Source organism: Gracilibacillus kekensis, from assembly GCF_900143085.1.
In the GTDB taxonomy this organism is placed as follows: Bacteria; Bacillota; Bacilli; order Bacillales; family Amphibacillaceae; genus Gracilibacillus; species Gracilibacillus kekensis.
The window spans coordinates 103,983-123,561 of the sequence record NZ_FRCZ01000005.1 but is presented as its reverse complement, the minus strand read 5'-3'; the positions used below and the strand labels follow the sequence as shown (position 1 = coordinate 123,561).

Below are 19,579 nucleotides of genomic sequence, written 5' to 3'. Positions count from 1 at the left end.
CATATTTTCCAGGAAGTAATTCCCCTTTTCACTGATTACGGTTGTTATAATAAAGGTATAGATGTCGGAAAAAGGGGAATTAATAAATGAAAAAGAGAAAGCGCTTAAAAATAATAATCGTGATGATCATTACTCTATTAATGATAGATATTATTGCTGGTAATTATTTTTATAATCTCGCAATAAAAAGAGAACAAAAAACTTTTTTACAAGACAATGATGATTTAGAGGTTTCAGCCACCGCGATGGATGTTTTTACAAAAGGAAAGTGGAGAAATTGGGTCAATGAGCAAGATTTTGAAACTTGGAAACTGGAAACGTTTGATCATTTGTTATTATCGGGTTCTTATTTACCAGCAAAGGAATCAACGAATAAAACAGTAATCTTTACACATGGTTATCTTGGTAAAGGATCAGATATGGGACTATATGCAAAATTTTATTATGAAGCATTAGGTTACAATGTTTTTTTCTATGATATGAGAGGACATGGAAATAGTGAAGGGGATTATTTTGGTTTCGGCTGGCATGATCGCCTGGATGTACTAGATTGGACCGAAAAGGTAATTGATAGAGTTGGAGAAGATGCTGAAATTATATTACACGGTTTGTCGATGGGAGCAGCAACAATGTTAATGGCAAGTGGAGAGCCCCATTCTAAACAAGTAAAAGCAATAGTATCGGATAGTGCGTATACAGATGTTTATAAACTGTTTCAGTATCAAATGAGTCGTATGTATCATTTGCCTGCAGTACCGATTTTGCCGACAACTAGCTTGGTTACAGATGTAAGAGCTGACTATTCTTTTCGAGAAGCTTCTGCACTGAAACAAGTGAAGAATGCACAAGTTCCTATCCTCTATTTTCACGGAAAAGCAGACACATTTGTACCAACAGAAATGGCTAATCAATTATATGAAAATACTAGTACCATGACAGATATCATGTTATTCGATAATTCTGGACATGGTGAAGGATATGTGCTGCATCCAAAAAAATATCAAGAAAAATTGCAGTCATTTTTAAAGAAAGTAATGGAATGATAAAGAAAAATTTCACGAAGTAAGAGTTTATACACCCACTATGATCGGCAAAATTTATCAGAAAGTTATCATCCGTACTCACTTAATTTTTTAAAGCGTTTAAAAAGTTTTCGTTCAATAGGCACCGTGATAAAGAAAAGCACCGCTAAAGAAAAATTATAGTAATAAAGGCTTATAGGAGCATGAGGAATAGTTTGTTATTATAAGGTAAAGGGTATTAATATAGTAATAAAGTGTACGAAAAACAGACTAATAATAGGGGATGGTCAATATGAAAAAGAAAATCTTACTTGTAATTATATTTATGTTATTTTCACTATTTTTGATGGCCTGTTCAAATAATGAAGCAGAGGAAAAAGATGTAGAAGAAGTGGATAATGATCAAGAAGAGCAAACAGAAGATGTAGAATCTGTGAAGGATGAATCCAATGAGGATGAAGAACAAACACCTTCTCTGTCAGAAACAAAGGCAATTGAAATCTTAAATGATTACCGTGATACGTTTATGGAAGCAATAGAAAATACGGATAATGAAGGTGCTATAGCAGGGTATGAGACTAAAGCAGATTTAAAAGCAGAGTTAACAACAATTATGTCGGATGTATTAGCAGAATCTTTTGTCACTCATTACTTTGAAGAAGATAATGGAAAAATATATGTAGTAGCCATGGATGCGCCTGTCTGGTTTGACGAAGAACAAGAGTATTCCTTCGAACAAATCAATGATACTGAATATGAAATTGTCCAGAAACAATCCGATGAACTAGTTGGTAATGTTAGAATGACATACGTAATTACATTAGAAGAAGACGATTGGATTGTATCGGAAGTGAGATCAGAGCAAATAAGCGATGATACGAATAATAATGAACAACAGCAACCAGCATCGGAAGAAGACAGTGGTGATGATGGTGAATTAACAGATGCAAAAGCCGAAGATATCGTACGTAAACACCTAAATATCGACCAAAATTCCGAAATTAATGTGGTAATGGACCATAATAATGAGGAAGGCGATTATGTCGTGCAGGTTTATGAATTAGTTTCTAATGGGGAAACAAGCCATACAGCAACATTAGGATGGTATATTGTTGATAAAGATGATGGTTCTGTTGAAGAAATGATGTAACGAAATAGATTAGGCCAATAGAGAATCTTATAATTAGAAAATCCAAACGATCAGATCGTTTGGATTTTTTATGTATATTAGGAGAATACTGCGACATTGCTGGAGTGGTAATTATGAGATTTTATATGTGCTTTTCATCCGCTACGGCTTGCTCGCTTCCCTTTCCGCGGGTTTTTAGCTGAAGGGAGTTATGCACAAATTTAATGTCAAAATAACTACATCACTTACTGCGCATTATCCTTACTGTTGAACGATACATATCATATAGTTCGTTTTTGAAGTTAAGAAAAATCCTTATGCTTCAGTCTATTTTATAAGAAATCATTTTTCTTAATTTTTGAAAATACTTGTTCCAGGGATCGATGAAACGAGATTGCTTCATGAATTTTATGCTCAATTAATTGTTTTTGTTCATTAGGGTAGTTATCCAAATCGTCCTGAATATCTGCTAAGTTATTAATTTGCAGATTAAGTGATTCAAGCCAACGATTGACGTAAGTTTTCATAAACTTCTTATATAAATCCTCACGCGCTTCATATAAATCTTTTCGTACCCCTTTTTGCCAGACACGTTCGACCAGATTAAATTCCTGTAATCGTCTAATTGCATAACTCATAGCCGTTTTACTTTTTCCTAATGCATCTTTCATTTGATCTAATGTCATTGGTGCCTCATGTAAATAGAGTGTGACAAATAACTGTGCTTCCGATTTATTTAGAGAAAACATTTCTAATGTTTTAGAAAACTCCGAAATAATTTTATTATTGACTTTTTCCAATTTTACTTGATCTTCTGTACTTGACATTATGCATGACAACCTCCTTTAAATCCCTTATTAATAACTTTACACTACATAATTCAAAAATCAATGGCAATACTAAATATATGGTAAAAGAAAGGAATTCATTTTGTAAAGTTAAAACTTTATAAACTTAACGAAAAGATTATTCAGTGTGTAACGCTTGATATTTATGTGTAAAACCTTTAGCATGGAAAAAGTGATGTCAAAAACAACGGATAAAGAAAAAAATGAGGTGATATCAATTCATGTCTGTTATTAAAGTAAACAATTTATCAAAAGTATTTGGTAAAAAGACAAAAGAAGCACTCTCATTATTGGATGAGGGCTATAAAAAAGAAGAAATATTAAAGAAGACTGGATGTACTGTTGGTGTGAATCGTGCCAGCTTTGAGGTGGAAGAAGGAGAAGTCTTTGTGATCATGGGGCTCTCTGGGAGTGGTAAATCAACTTTAGTACGACTGTTGAATCGTTTGATTGATCCAACGGAAGGTGACGTAGAAGTTGGCGGTGAAAATCTTGCAAAAGTTGGTAAAGAAAGATTAAGAAAAGTTCGCCGTGAAAAAATGAGTATGGTTTTTCAGAAGTTTGGTTTATTCCCATTTCGTACAGTACTTGAGAATACCGAATTTGGTCTTGAAATACAGGGGATCAATAAAGAAGAACGTGCTAATAAAGCAAAAGAAGCTTTAGAATTAGTTGGATTAGGAAGTTTTATTCACCAGTATCCAGATCAATTGTCCGGTGGGATGCAACAACGTGTTGGTTTAGCCCGCGCTCTAGCAAACGATCCTGAAGTACTTTTAATGGATGAAGCTTTTTCTGCGTTAGATCCTTTAATCAGAAAGGATATGCAAGATGAATTATTAGATCTGCAAGAAAAAATGCAGAAGACCATCATTTTTATTACCCATGATTTGGACGAAGCCTTAAGAATTGGTGATCGTATTGCATTAATGAAAGATGGTTCGATCGTACAAATAGGTACACCTGAAGAAATCCTGGTGAATCCAGCAAACGATTATGTCGAACGCTTTGTTGAAGATGTCGATCGTTCTAAAGTATTAACCGCTAGTCACATTATGAAGCGACCTGAAACGGTAGATATTGAAAAGCACGGTCCTAGAGTTGCTCTAGAACGAATTCGTGAACAAGGCTTATCTAGTATCTATGTAGTCGATCGTTCTAAACAATTAAAAGGCTACGTAATCGCTGAGGATGTTAAAGCAGCTCGTGAAAAAGAAGAAAAAGATTTACACACCATCTTACGTACAGATATGCCAACAGTTGGCTTGGAGGCACCTATTCATGAGATTTTTGAAATTATCCATGATGCACCCGTTCCAGTAGCGGTTGTCGAGGAAGGTAAGTTAAAAGGTATTATTGTCCGTGGAGCAGTAATCGCTGCACTAGCAAATGGAAGTGGGGTGACGGAAGATGCTTGATTTCATACCCAAAATTCCGTTAGCAGATTGGGTCAATACGGCAGTTGAAAGAATTCAAGATACATTCGAATTTATTTTTGATCCGATTAAAGAAGATTTTGGTGGATTTGTAGAGAGCACTGCAGAATGGTTAAGTCAAATTCCTCCAATATTGGTTATTATAATTGTTGCTCTTATGACTTTTTTCGTATCTGGTAAGAAATTTGGATTGTCGATTTTCGCAATTGTAGGTCTATGGTTTGTCTACAATCAAGAGCTTTGGGAACAATTAATGTATACTTTTACACTGGTTGTTTTTGCCAGCCTAATATCTATTATTATCGGTATTCCAGCCGGTATATGGATGTCTAAAAGTAAATGGGCACAGGCAATTATTACGCCGATATTAGATTTTATGCAAACAATGCCAGCCTTTGTTTATTTAATTCCTGCCGTTGTTTTCTTCGGTATCGGAATGGTACCAGGTATTTTTGCATCTGTAGTATTTGCAACACCACCTGTCGTAAGATTTACGAATCTTGGAATCAGACAAGTTTCTGCTGAGTTAGTGGAAGCAGCTGATGCGTTTGGTACGACAGGGTCACAAAAACTATTTAAAGTTGAATTGCCGATGGCCCGTAAAACGATTATGGCTGGGGTAAACCAAACGGTAATGCTTGCATTATCGATGGTAGTTATCGCATCGATGATTGGTTCACCAGGTCTTGGTGATGAAGTATTAACCGCACTACAACGTTCGCAAGAAGGACCAGGTTTTGTGGCCGGTTTAGGTATTGTTATTTTAGCGATTATTATTGATCGTGTATCACAAAACCTAAATAAAGGATAAGGTGATAAACTTTTCCAGAATTACTGGAAAGTTTAAATATAAATTTTATAGAAAAGGGGAGATCTATTCATGTTAAAAACATGGAAGTCTTTAGGATTAATGGCTGTATTAGCCTTAGTATTAGTACTTGCTGCTTGTGGTGGTTCAGATGATGAAGACACTACAGAGGATACAGGAAGTGACGAAGGAACAACAGAAGAAACAAATGATGAGGAAGCAGCTGCAGTAGGCGAAGGAAAAGAAATTGAACTAGTTTATGTGAACTGGGATACAGAAATTGCATCTACACACGTTGTTGGTGAAGTATTAAAAAATTTAGGATATGATGTAACTCTTACGTCTATCCAGAATGCGGCAATGTGGGAAGCTGTAGCAACTGGTGAAGCAGATGGTATGGTGGCAGCATGGTTACCAGCAACACACGAATCACAATTTAGTGAATTTGGAGAAGAAGTAGTACAACTGGGACCAAACCTTGAAGGAGCTAAGATTGGTTTAGTAGTACCTTCTTATATGGAAGCTAATTCTATTGAAGATTTAGCAGACCAAGTAGACCAAACAATTACTGGTATTGAAGCTGGTGCTGGTGTTGTAGGTGCGGCAGAAACTGCAGTAGAAAAATACGAAAATTTAGCTGATTGGAACGTTCAAACTTCTTCTAGTGGTGCTATGACAACTGCACTAGGTGAAGCAATTGATAATGAAGAAAATATTATTGTTACAGGTTGGAATCCACATTGGATGTTCTCTGAATATGATCTTAAATATTTAGAGGATCCAAAAGGTGTATTTGGTGAAGCAGAAACGATCGAAACGATGGTTCGTCAAGGTCTTGAAGAAGATATGCCAAACGCATATAAAGTATTGGATCAATTCGCATGGACAGAGGAAGATATAAACTCTGTTATGGTAGATGTAATTATAAATGAACAAGATCCAGAAGAGGCAGCAGCAACTTGGATTGAAGAAAACCAAGATAAAGTTGCAGAATGGACAAAAGGTGTAGAGTAATATAGTGGAACTACCTCTCGTTATAACGAGAGGTAGTTTTTTTATGATAAGCAAGGAAAGCATATAATCTGTGGTATCAGGGCATTTGTTATCTAAAGTAGTCATTTTGAAATGTAGTGTATATGAATCCATCGCTCCGGCTGTCCACTTCCCTTTCCGCGGCGTTTTCCCTTCAGCTAACTTTTTCGAGCACAAACCGCTCAAAAAAGTGGATCTTCAGGGAAAACAAATGTCACAGAAGTGGAAGCGGACGGCCTACGCTTTACAGTGATTCTACAACGTTTGTGACAGCTAACTTGTAGAGTTTTAATAACAATATGAAAAAAAGTCGCATATCACTACTTCCACTCATTGTAGTGCATTATTTAGCAAGCCGGAGCGGGTGTATTTCAAAATTACTACTAAAAGGACCGAGTGGGCTTTTCCGGTTTTCCTTGGTAAAGTATATATGCGTAAGAAACTAGGCGACTTCACGAATCGCTTTACAAAAAAGAAGACTTGCTGATTGGTGAAACCAGAGTCTTAGTCGCCCTTATACCTTCAGGTGAAAGTCATCATCGGTTCGCAAACTCACCGTGATTCGCTCCTGTCGCTACATTTCTAAGCGAGCGCTCTGTGCTTTTTCTTAATTTAGAGATCATGAAAAATTCGAATGACAAAACATTAGAAAAATTTTGGTACTTGTTAAATGTTGAAGGTAATGCTAAGGTTCTCTGGATTGGAGAAACAATCATTTCTCTGCATAAAAACACTTCTTACGGACATTTATAATTTATCAGAAAGAAAATCGTCTGGCTATACCTAGAAAATAAAGAATAAAAAGTAAATATATGTTAAGGTATTAGTGGAGGTGAAGGTAATGTGCAAATCTGATGAAGTAGTTCTTTCAATCAAAAACGTGTCAAAGTCTTATGGGGCGACGCAAGTCTTAAATTCTATTAATCTCGAAGTGTACAAAGGGCAAATTATTGGTTATATCGGACCGAATGGAGCTGGCAAAAGTACAACAGTAAAAATGATGCTAGGTCTTATTACTGAATTTGAAGGTAATATTGAAATATTCAATCATAATATTAAAACAGGTGGAGCAGCCTATAAAAGTAGAATCGGTTATGTACCGGAAAACGGAGAAATCTATGATAGTTTAACACCATTGGAATATTTATCATTTGTTGGCGGATTGTATGGAATGAATAACGAAGAAATAATACATAAAACATCCGAATTAATGGAGCTGTTTGATTTAGAAGATATGTTACATACAAGGATCTCTTCTTTTTCAAAAGGGATGCGGCAAAAAGTATTGATTATTGCTAGTCTTATACATAACCCTGATTTACTTTTTTTAGATGAACCGCTTAGTGGTCTTGATGCAAATAGTATGATGATCGTCAAAGAAATTTTAGAACAGTTAGCAAATCAAGGAAAGACTATTTTTTACTCTTCACATATAATGGATGTAGTTGAGAAAATTAGTAATCGGATTGTGCTATTAACAAACGGCGAAATTGTTGCAGATGGCAGTTTTGAACAACTTCAGCAGCAAAGTAAAGAAGGCTCATTGGAGGAAATCTTTAATCAATTAACAGGTTTTGATCAGCATAAGGAAATTGCGAATCAGTTTGTTTCCATTGTTAGAAGCGGTGATAACAATGTCTGATTTTAAGTCCTTAAAAGTATTAGATAAATTCAAATTTGCATTTCAAAAAGCGAATATTGATTATCCAATGATGCGAGAAATTTTACATATTAAACTATTAATGGATGCTAGAAGGGTCCCAACCATATTTAATGAGGCAAAAGAGCGATCAGGTAATCAATTTCTCAAGTCTCTCTGGATCTATGCTTTGATGGGATTAATTCTAATTCCTTTCTTATTCGGTGAACATTTTATTTTTCAAATGAGTATTCTATTTTCGATCGTTATGTTTATTGTGATGACATCAATGATTTCAGACTTTTCAAGCGTTTTGTTAGATGTTAGAGATAAGATGGTTTTGAATACTAAACCAATTGATCCTAAAACTATTAACGCAGCTAAAGTGATTCATATTACAATTTATTTAGTATTTTTATCTGTTGCATTTGTTGGGATTCCATTAATTGTTGGTTTATTTAACCATGGGGTTATCTTTTTCTTGGTAAGTCTCTTGTGTTTTATGTTCATTAATATATTGGTGTTGATATTAACCGCCATTGTATATATTACGATCCTTCGATTTTTTGATGGCGAGAAGTTAAAAGATATTATAAACTATATACAAATTCTATTAAGTATTTCGATGGTTGTTGGTTATCAATTAGTGGCTAGATCGTTTAACATAGTGAATCTGGATATCAGCTATACATTTGAATGGTGGCACACTTTTATGCCGCCGATTTGGTATGGTGCGATTTATGATATGATAATGAATGGAACGGTTAACCAAACCTATAGTATTCTTGCTACACTAGGTATTGTCGTTCCGTTTCTTGCTCTTGCTCTTTATGTGAAGCTAATACCATCTTTTGAACGCAATTTGGAGAAGCTTTTGACTAATAGTGGCAAACATAAAAAAGCGAAGGATTGGTGGATGAAGCTATTTTCACAGCTAATTGTCCGCAAAAAACAAGAAAAAATATTTTTTGATTTTGCTGGTCGCATGATACGAAATGAACGGGATTATAAGTTAAAGGTATACCCTTCTATTGCTATGGCTTTAGCATTTCCGTTTATTTTTATTATTAACGATTTGATTTTACGGACTATGGAGGAAATAAGAGAGGGGAATATGTATTTCGCCATGTATGTTTGCTTTATGATGATTCCTGCAGGTGTACAAATGCTTCAATATTCTAGTACCGAAAAAGGAGCATGGATTTATCGAGCAGCACCTATTGAAGATATAAGGGTTAGTCACCGGGCAACATTAAAGGCTTTTTTTGCAAAATTATTTATACCAGTTTATCTCATTCTTAGTCTGATATTTTTGCTTATTTTTTCCGAAAGAGTTGCTCCATTTTTAATAGGATTGCTATTATCTGCTACTGTTTATGCAAGAATTTGCTACCATATATTTTTCAAAAAGAGCTTGCCTTTTTCAGAGTCGTTCAAAGTAGCTCAAAGTAAGCAGACAGGAGAAGCGTTTGGGATGTTGGCTCTTATCGTATTGTTTGGTGTCATTCACTATGTAGCGAATATTTTCTCATACGGCTTAATTATTCATGGTCTTATTTTATTAGTCGTAAACATATTGATATGGAGAAAATAAAAAATCCCCCGATTGTCAGGGGGACTTTCTTATTATATTAATTCCTCGATCTCAGCATTTTCTCTTAATTCTTCGATTTTTGCACTGATCTCTTCTTGTTTTTCCTGCTGTTTTTGGGCAGTTAGCTGTTGTCTAATTGTACCTTCCACTTCTTCAAGTGCTGGAACTTCTTCTTTTGATTGTTCTTTGACTTGTTTATAATATTCTTTTACTTCTTCATCGGTGACAGTAATACCTATAACCGACTCCATATACTGGTTTCTCAATAGATCATTTTCCAGTTGGGATTTATACGATTCTTCGGTAAAACCCTTATCCTCAAGTACAGAAGAAAAGTCATCACCAGACTGCTCTTTTAAAGCTGTAAATTGACTTTCGACTTCTTCGGTATCGACTTCAAGTCCCTCTTCTTTTGCATCTTGTAAAATTAGCTCTTGCGTGATTAACTCATTTAAGACTTGATCTTTTACTGCATCAAGATCTTCTACATCTTGACCATATTGTTGAAGCATATTTTTTACTAGTGGATATACACGATTATACTTGGCTGCTGAAACTTCTTCACCATTAATCGTTGCTACCGCTTGTCCTTCTTCGACAATTTCTTCATCACTTACTGTATTCTGTTTCGCACTTTCAGTTTGTGCTTCTTCACCATCTGTTGCTGCTGTTTCCTCTTTATTTTCCTCTGAGGAAGCAGGTTCTTCTGTATTATTGTCTTCAGCTGTATCATCATCATTTCCACAAGCTACTATTATCACAGCTAAAGTAATCATCATTAATAACATTAGTATTCTTTTCATATAAGTAAACCTCCAAATAAAAATCATTGTCTGTCCATTCAAACATATCTGGGAGAACAAATGCAAGTGTCATAAGTGAGGAGAGAGTAGTCAAATTCCGTTCTGACAGTAATTAAAGAGGATTATTACATTTGAACAACAATGAAAGGGTAAATTCCATACTTTTGCCACAATAGTTTTATTTCTTTATAAAAAGGGAATGTTGTAGCTGGGAGTGAGCATATAAGATGATATTAAAAGACCTTTCAAAAGCAGCTATTATTACCTTAATACTAGGATTCATAGCAATTATTTTGACAACTGCGATGTTTCTTGAACTAGCTGAAGACGTATTAGAAAAAGAAATATTTATGATTGATCATTTCTTTCAAGATTATTTGGTATCTGATTCAAATAACTGGTTTTATCAAATGATGGAAATTTTAACGGAAGCTGGGTCTGTATTGTTTTTAACTGTTGCTTCCGTAATGGTTATAGCTTATTTATTTCTAACGAAAAAAAGCAAATGGTATATCCTGTTTTTAATTGTTAATATGGTGGGTATTAGCCTATTAACAAAGGTATTGAAGTTGCTTTTTGAGCGAGAACGGCCTGAATTAATTGATCAGTATGATGGAACAGGCTTTAGTTTTCCCAGTGGTCATTCAACAGGAGCAATCGCATTCTACGGTTTTATTATATATTTAATTTGGAAAAAAGTTTCAATTAAATGGGTGAAATTTTTGGCATTGGTTCTTTCAGGGTTTCTTGCTGTAGCTATACCATTAAGTCGAGTCGTGTTAGGAGTGCATTATTTTACAGATATACTAGCGGGTATGTCGTTAGGTTTAGCATGGTTAATCACATGTTTAATTGCATTAGAATTTTTGCTGTGGCGAAGGAAAGCGAAAATGCGCGATACTTAAGTATTGCGCATTTTTTTGATGGTGGAGACCGTAATCATTTTGTTAACATAAAGACGGTGGTATATGGAAGTTTGTATCGAATGTATAGGCGGGTGCTGGATTTAAATGTGGTATCCCACCATATGCTGGTGGATTCTGTACATAACAAAAGTTCGAACAACCGTCTATGCTCGGCCCGTGAGCCCATCTTCCCTCAGCACTAGCCTCTCCTTGTGAAAAATTATAAAAGTCATAAGCAACCTGTTGTTTTTCTAAATGACGAGGAAAGGTTGACGGAACTACAACTCCTTCTTTGGCTTCTAACTCTTCAATAGCTGCTAACCACATGTTTTGGTGCATCGTGTCTCGGGCAATTAGAAAAGAAAGCATATCCTTTACACCACGATCTGATGTCATCTCATATAATCGAGCGACTTGCAGGCGTCCTTGGGACTCTGCATTTAAATTAGCCCGAAAATCTGCTAATAAATTACCGCTAGCAATTATATAGTCAGCACTCCAACTGTTTCCGTTGCTATCTTTAGGAGCAGCCCCTAATCCATTTACAATAGCGTGTTGTGGATTCATTCCCCCAATAATAGCAGCCATTATTGGGTCATTTGCAGCTTCCTCTAGTTGCCCTGGTGGTGCGTTATCTAATAAACGCGCAATCATGGTTGCAAGCATTTCGATATGTGCTAATTCTTCTGTTCCCACATCCATAAGCAAGTCCTTATACTTTCCGTCCATACGAACATTAAACCCTTGAAATAAATATTGCATTGCAACAGATATTTCACCAAACTGGCCACCTAATACCTCTTGTAATTTTCTTGCAAAAACCGGATCAGGTCTATCTGGTTTAGCGGGATATTGTAATTCTTTAATGTGATAAAACATGGTCTCACTTCCTTTTATATAGGTCTCTGTCCATAATTTATGCATGAGGTTTATAAAACGTGACAGATGCTTATATTGTGGTTGGGAATAAAAGTACTAAGTTCAATTATGTGATCCGGGTAAACTTTCTTGGTATACTAATTTTGGTAAGTAGAAGAGAATAAGGGGGATTTCAACAATATGAATACATTATTCAATACATTTCAAATAAAAAATCTTGAGTTAAAAAATCGAGTAGTGATGCCGCCAATGTGTCAATACTCCGTTACCAAGGAAGACGGTACACCAAATGATTGGCATTATACACATTATGTTAGTAGAGCAGTAGGTGGTACCGGACTTGTTATCGTAGAGATGACAAATATCGAGCCAGATGGCCGTATTTCTAATCATTGTTTAGGATTGTGGTCAGACGAACAAATTCCTGAGTATAAGCGGATCGTGGATGCGGTACATGATAACGGCTCCAAAATTGCGATTCAAATTGCACATGCTGGTCGTAAAGCTGAAGATGCAGAGACACCTGTTGCTCCTTCAGCCGTTCGTTTCAGTGAAAAATATAAAGAACCGCGTGCTTTAACAACAAAAGAAGTAAAAGAAATGGTAGAAAAATTCCGATTAGCGGTTCGACGTGCCGTGAAGGCTGGATTTGATGCGATTGAACTACACGGAGCACATGGTTATTTAATTCATCAGTTTCATTCTAATTATACGAATAAACGAGAAGATGAATACGCGGAACTGACTCGTTTTGGTCAAGAAGTGGTGAAGGCTGCTAAAAGTGAAATGCCTGAAGATATGCCTTTGATAATGCGGATTTCCGCAACGGAGTTTGTTGAAGAAGGCTATGTATTAGAAGATGGTATTGATATCGCAAAAGCATATAAACAAGCAGGAGTAGATATGTTTCATATTAGTGCTGGTGGAGAAGGCGCTATTTCACCTAATCGAAATCCAGGTAGTCATGCAGGTTATATGGTGCCTTTTGCACGCGCAATCCGTGAAGCACTTCAAATACCTGTAATTGCTGTAGGACATTTAGAGGATGCTAATTTAGCAAATGCTATTGTAGGAATTCAAGATGCCGATTTAGTAGCAGTGGGACGTGGCATGCTTCGTGATCCATATTGGGCAATTCATGCTGCACATGAGTTAGGTGAGACAATCGATATACCAGTTGCATATCAAAGAGGATTTTAAGGATCAGCACATAGTTAGAGGCGTCTCTTTTCCAAAGCGACGTCTTTCTTTTTTTTGAAAACTATTCTAAAATAAGGCTATAAAAGTTAGAGGGAAAGGTAAGTGATTCCATGGAATTCAGACCTTGTATTGATTTGCATCAAGGGAAAGTCAAACAAATTGTTGGTGCCACATTAAATAACGAAAATCAAGAAGTGATTGAAAATTACGTATCTACATATGATAGCATTTATTATGCTGAGATGTTTAAAGAGGATAAGCTTAAAGGTGGCCATGTCATCATGTTAGGGGAGGGCAACAAAGAGGCTGCCATTAAAGCATTACAAACCTATCCAGGTGGTTTACAAGTTGGAGGGGGCATTAATGCTGATAATGCTGATGAGTTTTTAGCAGCTGGTGCTTCTCATGTGATTGTTACCTCTTATATTTTCCATGATGGAGAGTTAAAGATGGATCGTTTACAGCGATTAGTCGATAAGATAGGTAAGGAAAAGCTTGTAATTGATTTAAGCTGTAAGCAAAAAGATGGAAAATGGTATGTAGTAACAGATAAGTGGACAAGATTTAGCAAGATTGAAATAACACCAGAAAACATAAAAAAATTAGAACGTTATTGTGATGAATTTCTCATCCACGCAGCCGATGTGGAAGGGAAAAGAGGGGGGATAGCAGGAAACCTTGTAGAAATATTAGCAGATGCTGTTTCCATACCTGTTACATATGCCGGTGGTGTTAGCTCAATAGAAGATCTCCAATTATTTGAAACATTATCAAAAGGTAATTTGAATGTTACTATTGGTAGTGCCTTAGATATTTTTGGAGGAGATTTATCATATGATCAGGTAGTGGAGCATTGTAAATAAGTAACGTAGAATAGGAGGTTTTGGTGCTCACAGGATAACCTGAGATATCCTGTGAGCAGAACCAGAAACCTTTGTCATTCTAATATGGATCAGATGGATGTCCCATCCTTTCAGCATCGTGCATAGCATCTTCCATTTTTTCTGTTTGTGAATTGCTACTGTTTTTTAATCCCTGATCTACCCGTGCACCGTAGTCCTTATCACATTCGTAAAACATGTTCAGCATCTGATCTTGTATCTCTTTTCGACAACCTGATAAAGCAGAGACAAGGTTTTTTATTAAATCATCTTTTTCCCATTCATCTAGTCTTCGATACGTTTCACCAGCTTGACCAAAATTGTTTTCACGAGGTATCGCGTTGCGTTGTAATTCACCTTCCACATATGGTTGATGCTCCACACCAGGATTGTTGTCTTCTTTTAGACCACCTATGTTCGACGGTTCATAATCTACGTGAGGATTTTTAAATTCACCATAATCTTGTCTGAAATCCATCTGACCGCCTGTTTGATTGGTCGACACTTTTTTATGTGGTCGATTGATCGGCAACTGTAAATAATTTGGACCGACACGATAACGTTGCGTATCAGAATAGGAATAGGTTCTGCCTTGCAATAGTTTATCATCTGAAAAATCTAATCCATCAACCAATACACCTGTTCCAAACGCAACTTGCTCTGTTTCTGCATGGAAATTATCAGGATTTTTATTTAGTACCATCATTCCAACCTTATGCCACGGGTGGGTCTCCTTGTACCATATTTTCGTAGGATCTAGGGGATCATAGTCTAATTCCGGATGTTCTCCGTCCTCCATAATTTGAACATATAGTTCCCATTCAGGATAATCTTCATTTTCAATTGCTTCATATAAATCCTGTGTGGCATGGTTAAAGTTAGTCGCTTGAATTTTATTGGCTTCTTCTTGCCTTAAATTTTTAATGCCTTGAACAGGTTCCCAATGGTATTTCACAAGCACAGCTTTTCCTTCAGCGTTTACCCATTTGTAAGTATGCACTCCAGAACCTTGCATATGACGATAGGTGGCAGGAATGCCCCATGGTGAATATACGAAAGTAATCATGTGCATCGCTTCTGGTGATTGACTGACAAAGTCAAACATTCGCTCTAAGTTTTGAATGTTTGTAACAGGATCTGGTCGGAAAGCATGGATCATATCTGGAAATTTAAGAGGATCACGGATAAAAAATATTTTTAAATTGTTGCCAACCAGATCCCAGTTGCCATCCTCCGTATAAAACTTTATCGCAAACCCACGAGGATCCCTTAATGTTTCAGGAGAGTGTTTACTGTGAACGACCGAAGAGAATCGAACAAAGACAGGTGTTTGAACGTCGGTGTTAGTAAACACTTTAGCTCTTGTATACTTTGATATCGGCTCACCATCTACTGTTCCATAGGATTGAAAATAACCATGTGCTCCTGTCCCACGCGCATGGACAATACGCTCAGGAGTTTTTTCGCGGTCGAAGTGACTAATCTTTTCTAAAAAATCATAATTCTCAAGTGTCATCGGCCCTCGATTACCGACGGTTCTTACGTTTTGGTTATCTGTTACAACATGTCCTTGTTGATTTGTCAATGTTTCTTTCCCATGATTCGGTTTACTTTTTTTATCCATTATGTAACCTCCTTGTGACTTGTCATCTCCATTATTCCCATTATGGTAAAGGTTATGTAAGTATTGTTCATTCGCGAATCTTGTTGATTTGCTTTACAATAGAAGAAAAGAAAAAGTAGGTGTTTGGATGAAATATATGATTTATCAAATGGATGTAGTGGTAGCTAACCCAAAAGAAAATCAAATAAAAATTGAAAAATGGGTGGAAGCACAAGTCACTAAAAGTAAACCAGACACGATTGTTTTACCTGAAATGTGGAATGCGGGCTATGCATTAGACCAATTAGAGGAATTGGCAGATGACAACGGCGAAGTCACAATTCCATTTTTACGTAATCTGGCGAGCAAACATGATATCAACATTATTGCTGGTTCGATCGCAAATAAAAAAGGTAAAGCAATCTACAATACGAGTTATATTTTTAATCGGTCAGGTGAATTGGTCTATGAATATGACAAGGTCCATCTCGTGCCGATGTTAAATGAACCAAAATATTTAAATGGTGGCGAACAAAAGGCAAAAATATTTGAATTAGATGGCGTCAAAATGGGTGTAATTATTTGTTATGACTTACGTTTCCCAGAATTAATGCGCTCACTGGCATTACAAGGTGCGGAAGTTATTCATGTTGTCGCACAATGGCCAACTTCCAGAAAAGAACATTGGAAATATTTGCAGTATGCACGAGCCATTGAAAATCAATGTTATGTTATTTCAGCCAACAGCAGTGGAACATGTAATGGTACAAACTTTGCAGGGGAATCACTTGTTATAAATCCTTCAGGTGAGTTAGTTACGTCCGGACCACCTGAAAAAGAGGCAACGGTTGAGACTAGCATTGACTTATCGATTGTTGAAGAGATTAGAAGCAATATACCAGTCTTCACAAGTCGGGTACCACACCTATATGGGGAGTGAATGTAATATGGAATTTGAATATGCAGATGCTTTGAAACGATTACCAGAACAATTTTTTGCTAAATTAGTGAAAACGACACAGGCACTTGTGAAAGAAGGGCATGATGTCATTAACCTTGGGCAAGGAAATCCTGATCAGGCAACACCTGAGTTTATTGTGAAGGAATTACAGCAGGCGAGTGAGAATCCAAAGTTTCATAAATATTCGCCATTCCAGGGTTATCCTTTTCTAAAGGAGGCGATTGCGGACTTCTACCAAAAGGAATACCAGGTCGAAATTGATCCAACAAAAGAAGTAGCCATATTATTTGGAGCAAAAACGGGACTGGTCGAAATCAGTCAATGTTTATTAAATGAAAATGATAAAGTGTTGGTACCAGATCCCGGCTATCCCGATTATATGTCAGGGATTGCTCTTGCTAATGCTTCTCCTATACATATGCCTCTATTAAAAGAAAACAGCTTTTTACCAGATTACCAGAAAATATCGGAATCGGATTTAAATGATTCGAAATTAATGTTTTTAAATTATCCGAACAATCCTACAGCGGCAACAGCAACAAAAAAATTCTTTGATAAAACGATTCAAATCGCAAATGACCATCATATTTGTGTCGTACATGATTTTGCATATGGCGCGATAGGATTTGATGGAAATCAACCTCAAAGCTTTTTACAGTCTGAAGGAGCTAAAGAGGTAGGTATTGAAGTCTATACATTATCTAAAACTTTTAATATGGCTGGATGGCGTGTGGCATTTGCAGTTGGTAATCCGTCCGTTATTAAAGCATTAGAGTTAATTCAAGATCACTATTATGTCAGTATTTTTGGCGCCATTCAAAAAGCAGCAAAAACGGCATTGGATAATGGACAAACAGCTATTAAGGAATTAAACGAAGTCTATCAGAAAAGAAGAGATACCTTTTTAACGAATGCAGAGAAGATTGGCTGGTATGGTGGAAAAGCTAGTGGTTCTTTTTTTGTCTGGATGCCAACACCAAAAGGATATTCGTCTGAACAATTTGCAGAACTCTTATTAGAAAAGGCACATGTTGTTGTTGCACCTGGTAATGGGTTTGGTGATACAGGAGAAGGTTACGTTCGAATTGGGCTTCTGGATAACGAAGAAAGACTACAAGAGGCATGTGAACGAATTGAGAAACTTTGCTTATTTAACTAATGACACCATCTGACTTGTGCCTGCTCTAAACAACCAGATAGCTAAAATTGAATAGCAGAAGTATTCCGGACAAATGAATTATATCTACGTCCCGAATGCTTTTAAGCTCCTTTTTCATGGAAAGTTGATGCGAATACATTTAAGTAGGCTTCTGTTGATACAGTTTTTAATTTTGAATAATCCTCACGCTAACCGTTTAGTGGACTAAAATAATCTAAGGTAAGGACAGTTTCACCAACTCCAGAGATGGCTGCAAGAGTGATTTTGTAAAGTTCTTCTCCATCTGTTTCACTTAGGTATTCTTACGCTTAGATAGTATCAGGAATATAGATAGCAGCGGTTTAGGTGCTAGCCATTTATTTGTTTCTACATTAGAAATAACTTCTCCATATTTTTTTACTTCATCAAAAACAAATCTATTTGAACGAACAAAATTCCTGGAAAACCCTTGTCCCAAATTGATTTCCTCTTCCGTTTATCGATTGTACTAACTACTCCACGATAACGATAATTTATGTATGTATCGTCAGGGAAAATTTATCCCTTAACAATAGAATTGGCATATGAAAATAAAGAAACGAAATGATTACGATTTATTGCTGTTTTATACTTCTATTATTATCGACCGATTCATATAGATTATTAATAGATTTGTATAAAAGGGAGTAAGTTAAGCTATGAAAAAAAGTGTGCCATCTATTATTATTGATACTGCAATTTTATTGCTTTTTGGTATGGTCGTATATGTAACAGGTTTTAGTGATACATATAAGATAAATGGTTTATCTAATCATTTTTATCAGCTCAATACCATCTTTTTAAGCATTTTGATCGAAGCTTTACCATTTGTGTTAATCGGTGTACTGATCGCCGGATTTATCCAAATGTTTATTACAGAGAATCAATTAAAGAAATGGATACCAAAAAATAAATATGCAGCGATATTTATGAGTTGTGTTGTTGGCGGGTTATTTCCTGCTTGTGAGTGTGGAATAGTTCCTATCGTCAGACGCTTGATAGCAAAGGGGGTACCTATTTATGCCGGTGTAGGCTTCTTATTAACAGGCCCATTGATAAATCCTATAGTTATTTTTTCCACCTATATGGCATTTGGGAATGATCTAGAGATGGCTATATTACGGATGGGAGTGGGGTTTAGTATTGCCTTGATTGTTGCGGTTATAATCAGTTTCCTTTTCAAATCCAACCAATTAAAAACAACTTCTACGTCAATGACGAGTTGTCATCACGTTACTAATCGTCAATCGTTTCTTGACAAAACAGGAAAAACACTTATACATGCAGTAGATGAATTTTTTGATATGGGGAAATATCTTATCATTGGTGCCTTGTTAGCTTCTTTTGTACAAGTTTATGTCCCTACCAACTTGTTAGCAAGCATAGGTGATGGTGAAATCACATCGCTTGTAGTGATGATGAGCTTAGCCTATTTGCTTTCACTTTGTTCAGAAGCGGATGCATTCATAGGAGCATCGTTTTCTACGATATTTCCAAGAAGTGCTGTCCTTGGATTCCTTGTTTATGGCCCAATGATTGATTTAAAAAATACTTTGATGATGTTAAGTGTCTTTAAAACGAAATTTGTTATTATTTTTGTCGGGATTGTATCGGTAACTGTGTTTCTTATCATCAGTCTGTTGACAATCATTATATAGGAGG

General features: G+C 36.1%; 17 protein-coding genes. 13 read left to right on the top strand and 4 right to left on the bottom strand.

Features of this window, described 5'->3' with window-relative positions:
• The first annotated feature begins 86 nt into the window (after positions 1 to 86).
• Positions 87 to 1,043 (top strand): alpha/beta hydrolase, encoded by a 957-nt coding sequence (locus tag BUC25_RS12925; protein WP_073202291.1) that lies wholly within the window; start codon positions 87 to 89, stop codon positions 1,041 to 1,043.
• Positions 1,044 to 1,314: 271 nt separating this feature from the next.
• Complete coding sequence (locus BUC25_RS12920) at positions 1,315 to 2,172, top strand: hypothetical protein (RefSeq protein ID WP_073202290.1); 858 nt, start codon at positions 1,315 to 1,317, stop codon at positions 2,170 to 2,172.
• Between the two features lie 311 nt (positions 2,173 to 2,483).
• Here the strand turns inward: BUC25_RS12920 and BUC25_RS12915 are convergent, their stop codons facing one another.
• Complete coding sequence (locus tag BUC25_RS12915; RefSeq protein ID WP_073202289.1) at positions 2,484 to 2,978, bottom strand: GbsR/MarR family transcriptional regulator; 495 nt, start codon at positions 2,976 to 2,978, stop codon at positions 2,484 to 2,486.
• Positions 2,979 to 3,220: 242 nt separating this feature from the next.
• Between BUC25_RS12915 and BUC25_RS12910 the strand changes: the two genes are divergently transcribed.
• From BUC25_RS12910 to BUC25_RS12890, 5 genes are all read left to right on the top strand, one after another.
• Positions 3,221 to 4,417, top strand: coding sequence for a quaternary amine ABC transporter ATP-binding protein (locus tag BUC25_RS12910; protein ID WP_073202288.1), 1,197 nt, complete (start codon positions 3,221 to 3,223; stop codon positions 4,415 to 4,417).
• On the top strand, positions 4,410 to 5,246 hold the full coding sequence (locus BUC25_RS12905; protein ID WP_073202287.1) for an ABC transporter permease: 837 nt from the start codon (positions 4,410 to 4,412) through the stop codon (positions 5,244 to 5,246). Before BUC25_RS12910 ends, BUC25_RS12905 begins: the two co-directional genes overlap by 8 nt.
• 69 nt (positions 5,247 to 5,315) lie before the next feature.
• Positions 5,316 to 6,257, top strand: a complete 942-nt coding sequence (locus BUC25_RS12900) for a glycine betaine ABC transporter substrate-binding protein (protein ID WP_073202286.1) — start codon at positions 5,316 to 5,318, stop codon at positions 6,255 to 6,257.
• 859 nt (positions 6,258 to 7,116) lie between these two features.
• A complete protein-coding gene (locus BUC25_RS12895) occupies positions 7,117 to 7,917 on the top strand; it encodes an ABC transporter ATP-binding protein (RefSeq protein ID WP_073202285.1) in 801 nt (266 codons plus the stop codon).
• Positions 7,910 to 9,508, top strand: coding sequence for a hypothetical protein (locus tag BUC25_RS12890; RefSeq protein WP_073202284.1), 1,599 nt, complete (start codon positions 7,910 to 7,912; stop codon positions 9,506 to 9,508). The genes BUC25_RS12895 and BUC25_RS12890 overlap by 8 nt, the downstream gene beginning before the upstream one ends.
• 32 nt (positions 9,509 to 9,540) lie before the next feature.
• Here the strand turns inward: BUC25_RS12890 and BUC25_RS12885 are convergent, their stop codons facing one another.
• The gene (locus BUC25_RS12885) at positions 9,541 to 10,311 is read right to left on the bottom strand and encodes a SurA N-terminal domain-containing protein (protein WP_073202283.1); all 771 of its coding nucleotides are present in this window, start codon (positions 10,309 to 10,311) and stop codon (positions 9,541 to 9,543) included.
• A 227-nt stretch (positions 10,312 to 10,538) separates the two neighbouring features.
• Between BUC25_RS12885 and BUC25_RS12880 the strand changes: the two genes are divergently transcribed.
• Positions 10,539 to 11,216, top strand: a complete 678-nt coding sequence (locus BUC25_RS12880) for a phosphatase PAP2 family protein (RefSeq protein WP_073202282.1) — start codon at positions 10,539 to 10,541, stop codon at positions 11,214 to 11,216.
• 42 nt (positions 11,217 to 11,258) lie between these two features.
• Here BUC25_RS12880 and BUC25_RS12875 read toward each other — a convergent pair whose 3' ends face one another.
• Positions 11,259 to 12,095 carry a manganese catalase gene (locus BUC25_RS12875; RefSeq protein WP_073202281.1) on the bottom strand — a complete coding sequence of 279 codons (837 nt, stop codon included), beginning with the start codon at positions 12,093 to 12,095 and terminating at the stop codon, positions 11,259 to 11,261.
• Positions 12,096 to 12,275: 180 nt separating this feature from the next.
• Between BUC25_RS12875 and BUC25_RS12870 the strand changes: the two genes are divergently transcribed.
• On the top strand, positions 12,276 to 13,295 hold the full coding sequence (locus BUC25_RS12870; RefSeq protein ID WP_073202280.1) for an NADH:flavin oxidoreductase/NADH oxidase: 1,020 nt from the start codon (positions 12,276 to 12,278) through the stop codon (positions 13,293 to 13,295).
• A gap of 110 nt (positions 13,296 to 13,405) precedes the next feature.
• Positions 13,406 to 14,158: a phosphoribosylformimino-5-aminoimidazole carboxamide ribotide isomerase gene (gene hisA / locus BUC25_RS12865; RefSeq protein WP_073202279.1), complete on the top strand. Its 753-nt coding sequence runs from the start codon at positions 13,406 to 13,408 to the stop codon at positions 14,156 to 14,158.
• 79 nt (positions 14,159 to 14,237) lie between these two features.
• On the opposite strand, the gene BUC25_RS12860 is transcribed toward hisA, so the two are convergent.
• Positions 14,238 to 15,800, bottom strand: a complete 1,563-nt coding sequence (locus BUC25_RS12860) for a catalase (RefSeq protein ID WP_073202278.1) — start codon at positions 15,798 to 15,800, stop codon at positions 14,238 to 14,240.
• Between the two features lie 127 nt (positions 15,801 to 15,927).
• Between BUC25_RS12860 and BUC25_RS12855 the strand changes: the two genes are divergently transcribed.
• The 3 genes from BUC25_RS12855 to BUC25_RS12845 all read left to right on the top strand — a co-directional run bounded on the left by BUC25_RS12855 (position 15,928) and on the right by BUC25_RS12845 (position 19,575).
• Positions 15,928 to 16,719, top strand: coding sequence for a carbon-nitrogen family hydrolase (locus tag BUC25_RS12855; RefSeq protein WP_073202277.1), 792 nt, complete (start codon positions 15,928 to 15,930; stop codon positions 16,717 to 16,719).
• A gap of 7 nt (positions 16,720 to 16,726) precedes the next feature.
• Positions 16,727 to 17,899, top strand: coding sequence for a pyridoxal phosphate-dependent aminotransferase (locus BUC25_RS12850; protein WP_073202276.1), 1,173 nt, complete (start codon positions 16,727 to 16,729; stop codon positions 17,897 to 17,899).
• Positions 17,900 to 18,576: 677 nt separating this feature from the next.
• Positions 18,577 to 19,575 carry a permease gene (locus tag BUC25_RS12845; protein WP_073202275.1) on the top strand — a complete coding sequence of 333 codons (999 nt, stop codon included), beginning with the start codon at positions 18,577 to 18,579 and terminating at the stop codon, positions 19,573 to 19,575.
• The last annotated feature ends 4 nt before the right edge of the window (positions 19,576 to 19,579 follow it).

What these genes read in the sequence shown, in the direction of transcription:
- BUC25_RS12855 (WP_073202277.1), top strand. Translation starts at nt 15,928, where the DNA reads ATGAAATATATGATTTATCAAATGGATGTAGTGGTAGCTAACCCAAAA.
- BUC25_RS12910 (WP_073202288.1), top strand. Translation starts at nt 3,221, where the DNA reads ATGTCTGTTATTAAAGTAAACAATTTATCAAAAGTATTTGGTAAAAAG.
- BUC25_RS12875 (WP_073202281.1), bottom strand. Translation starts at nt 12,095, where the DNA reads ATGTTTTATCACATTAAAGAATTACAATATCCCGCTAAACCAGATAGA.
- BUC25_RS12890 (WP_073202284.1), top strand. Translation starts at nt 7,910, where the DNA reads ATGTCTGATTTTAAGTCCTTAAAAGTATTAGATAAATTCAAATTTGCA.
- BUC25_RS12885 (WP_073202283.1), bottom strand. Translation starts at nt 10,311, where the DNA reads ATGAAAAGAATACTAATGTTATTAATGATGATTACTTTAGCTGTGATA.
- BUC25_RS12845 (WP_073202275.1), top strand. Translation starts at nt 18,577, where the DNA reads ATGAAAAAAAGTGTGCCATCTATTATTATTGATACTGCAATTTTATTG.
- BUC25_RS12850 (WP_073202276.1), top strand. Translation starts at nt 16,727, where the DNA reads ATGGAATTTGAATATGCAGATGCTTTGAAACGATTACCAGAACAATTT.
- BUC25_RS12895 (WP_073202285.1), top strand. Translation starts at nt 7,117, where the DNA reads ATGTGCAAATCTGATGAAGTAGTTCTTTCAATCAAAAACGTGTCAAAG.
- BUC25_RS12880 (WP_073202282.1), top strand. Translation starts at nt 10,539, where the DNA reads ATGATATTAAAAGACCTTTCAAAAGCAGCTATTATTACCTTAATACTA.
- BUC25_RS12920 (WP_073202290.1), top strand. Translation starts at nt 1,315, where the DNA reads ATGAAAAAGAAAATCTTACTTGTAATTATATTTATGTTATTTTCACTA.
- BUC25_RS12925 (WP_073202291.1), top strand. Translation starts at nt 87, where the DNA reads ATGAAAAAGAGAAAGCGCTTAAAAATAATAATCGTGATGATCATTACT.
- BUC25_RS12915 (WP_073202289.1), bottom strand. Translation starts at nt 2,978, where the DNA reads ATGTCAAGTACAGAAGATCAAGTAAAATTGGAAAAAGTCAATAATAAA.
- hisA (WP_073202279.1), top strand. Translation starts at nt 13,406, where the DNA reads ATGGAATTCAGACCTTGTATTGATTTGCATCAAGGGAAAGTCAAACAA.
- BUC25_RS12870 (WP_073202280.1), top strand. Translation starts at nt 12,276, where the DNA reads ATGAATACATTATTCAATACATTTCAAATAAAAAATCTTGAGTTAAAA.
- BUC25_RS12900 (WP_073202286.1), top strand. Translation starts at nt 5,316, where the DNA reads ATGTTAAAAACATGGAAGTCTTTAGGATTAATGGCTGTATTAGCCTTA.
- BUC25_RS12905 (WP_073202287.1), top strand. Translation starts at nt 4,410, where the DNA reads ATGCTTGATTTCATACCCAAAATTCCGTTAGCAGATTGGGTCAATACG.
- BUC25_RS12860 (WP_073202278.1), bottom strand. Translation starts at nt 15,800, where the DNA reads ATGGATAAAAAAAGTAAACCGAATCATGGGAAAGAAACATTGACAAAT.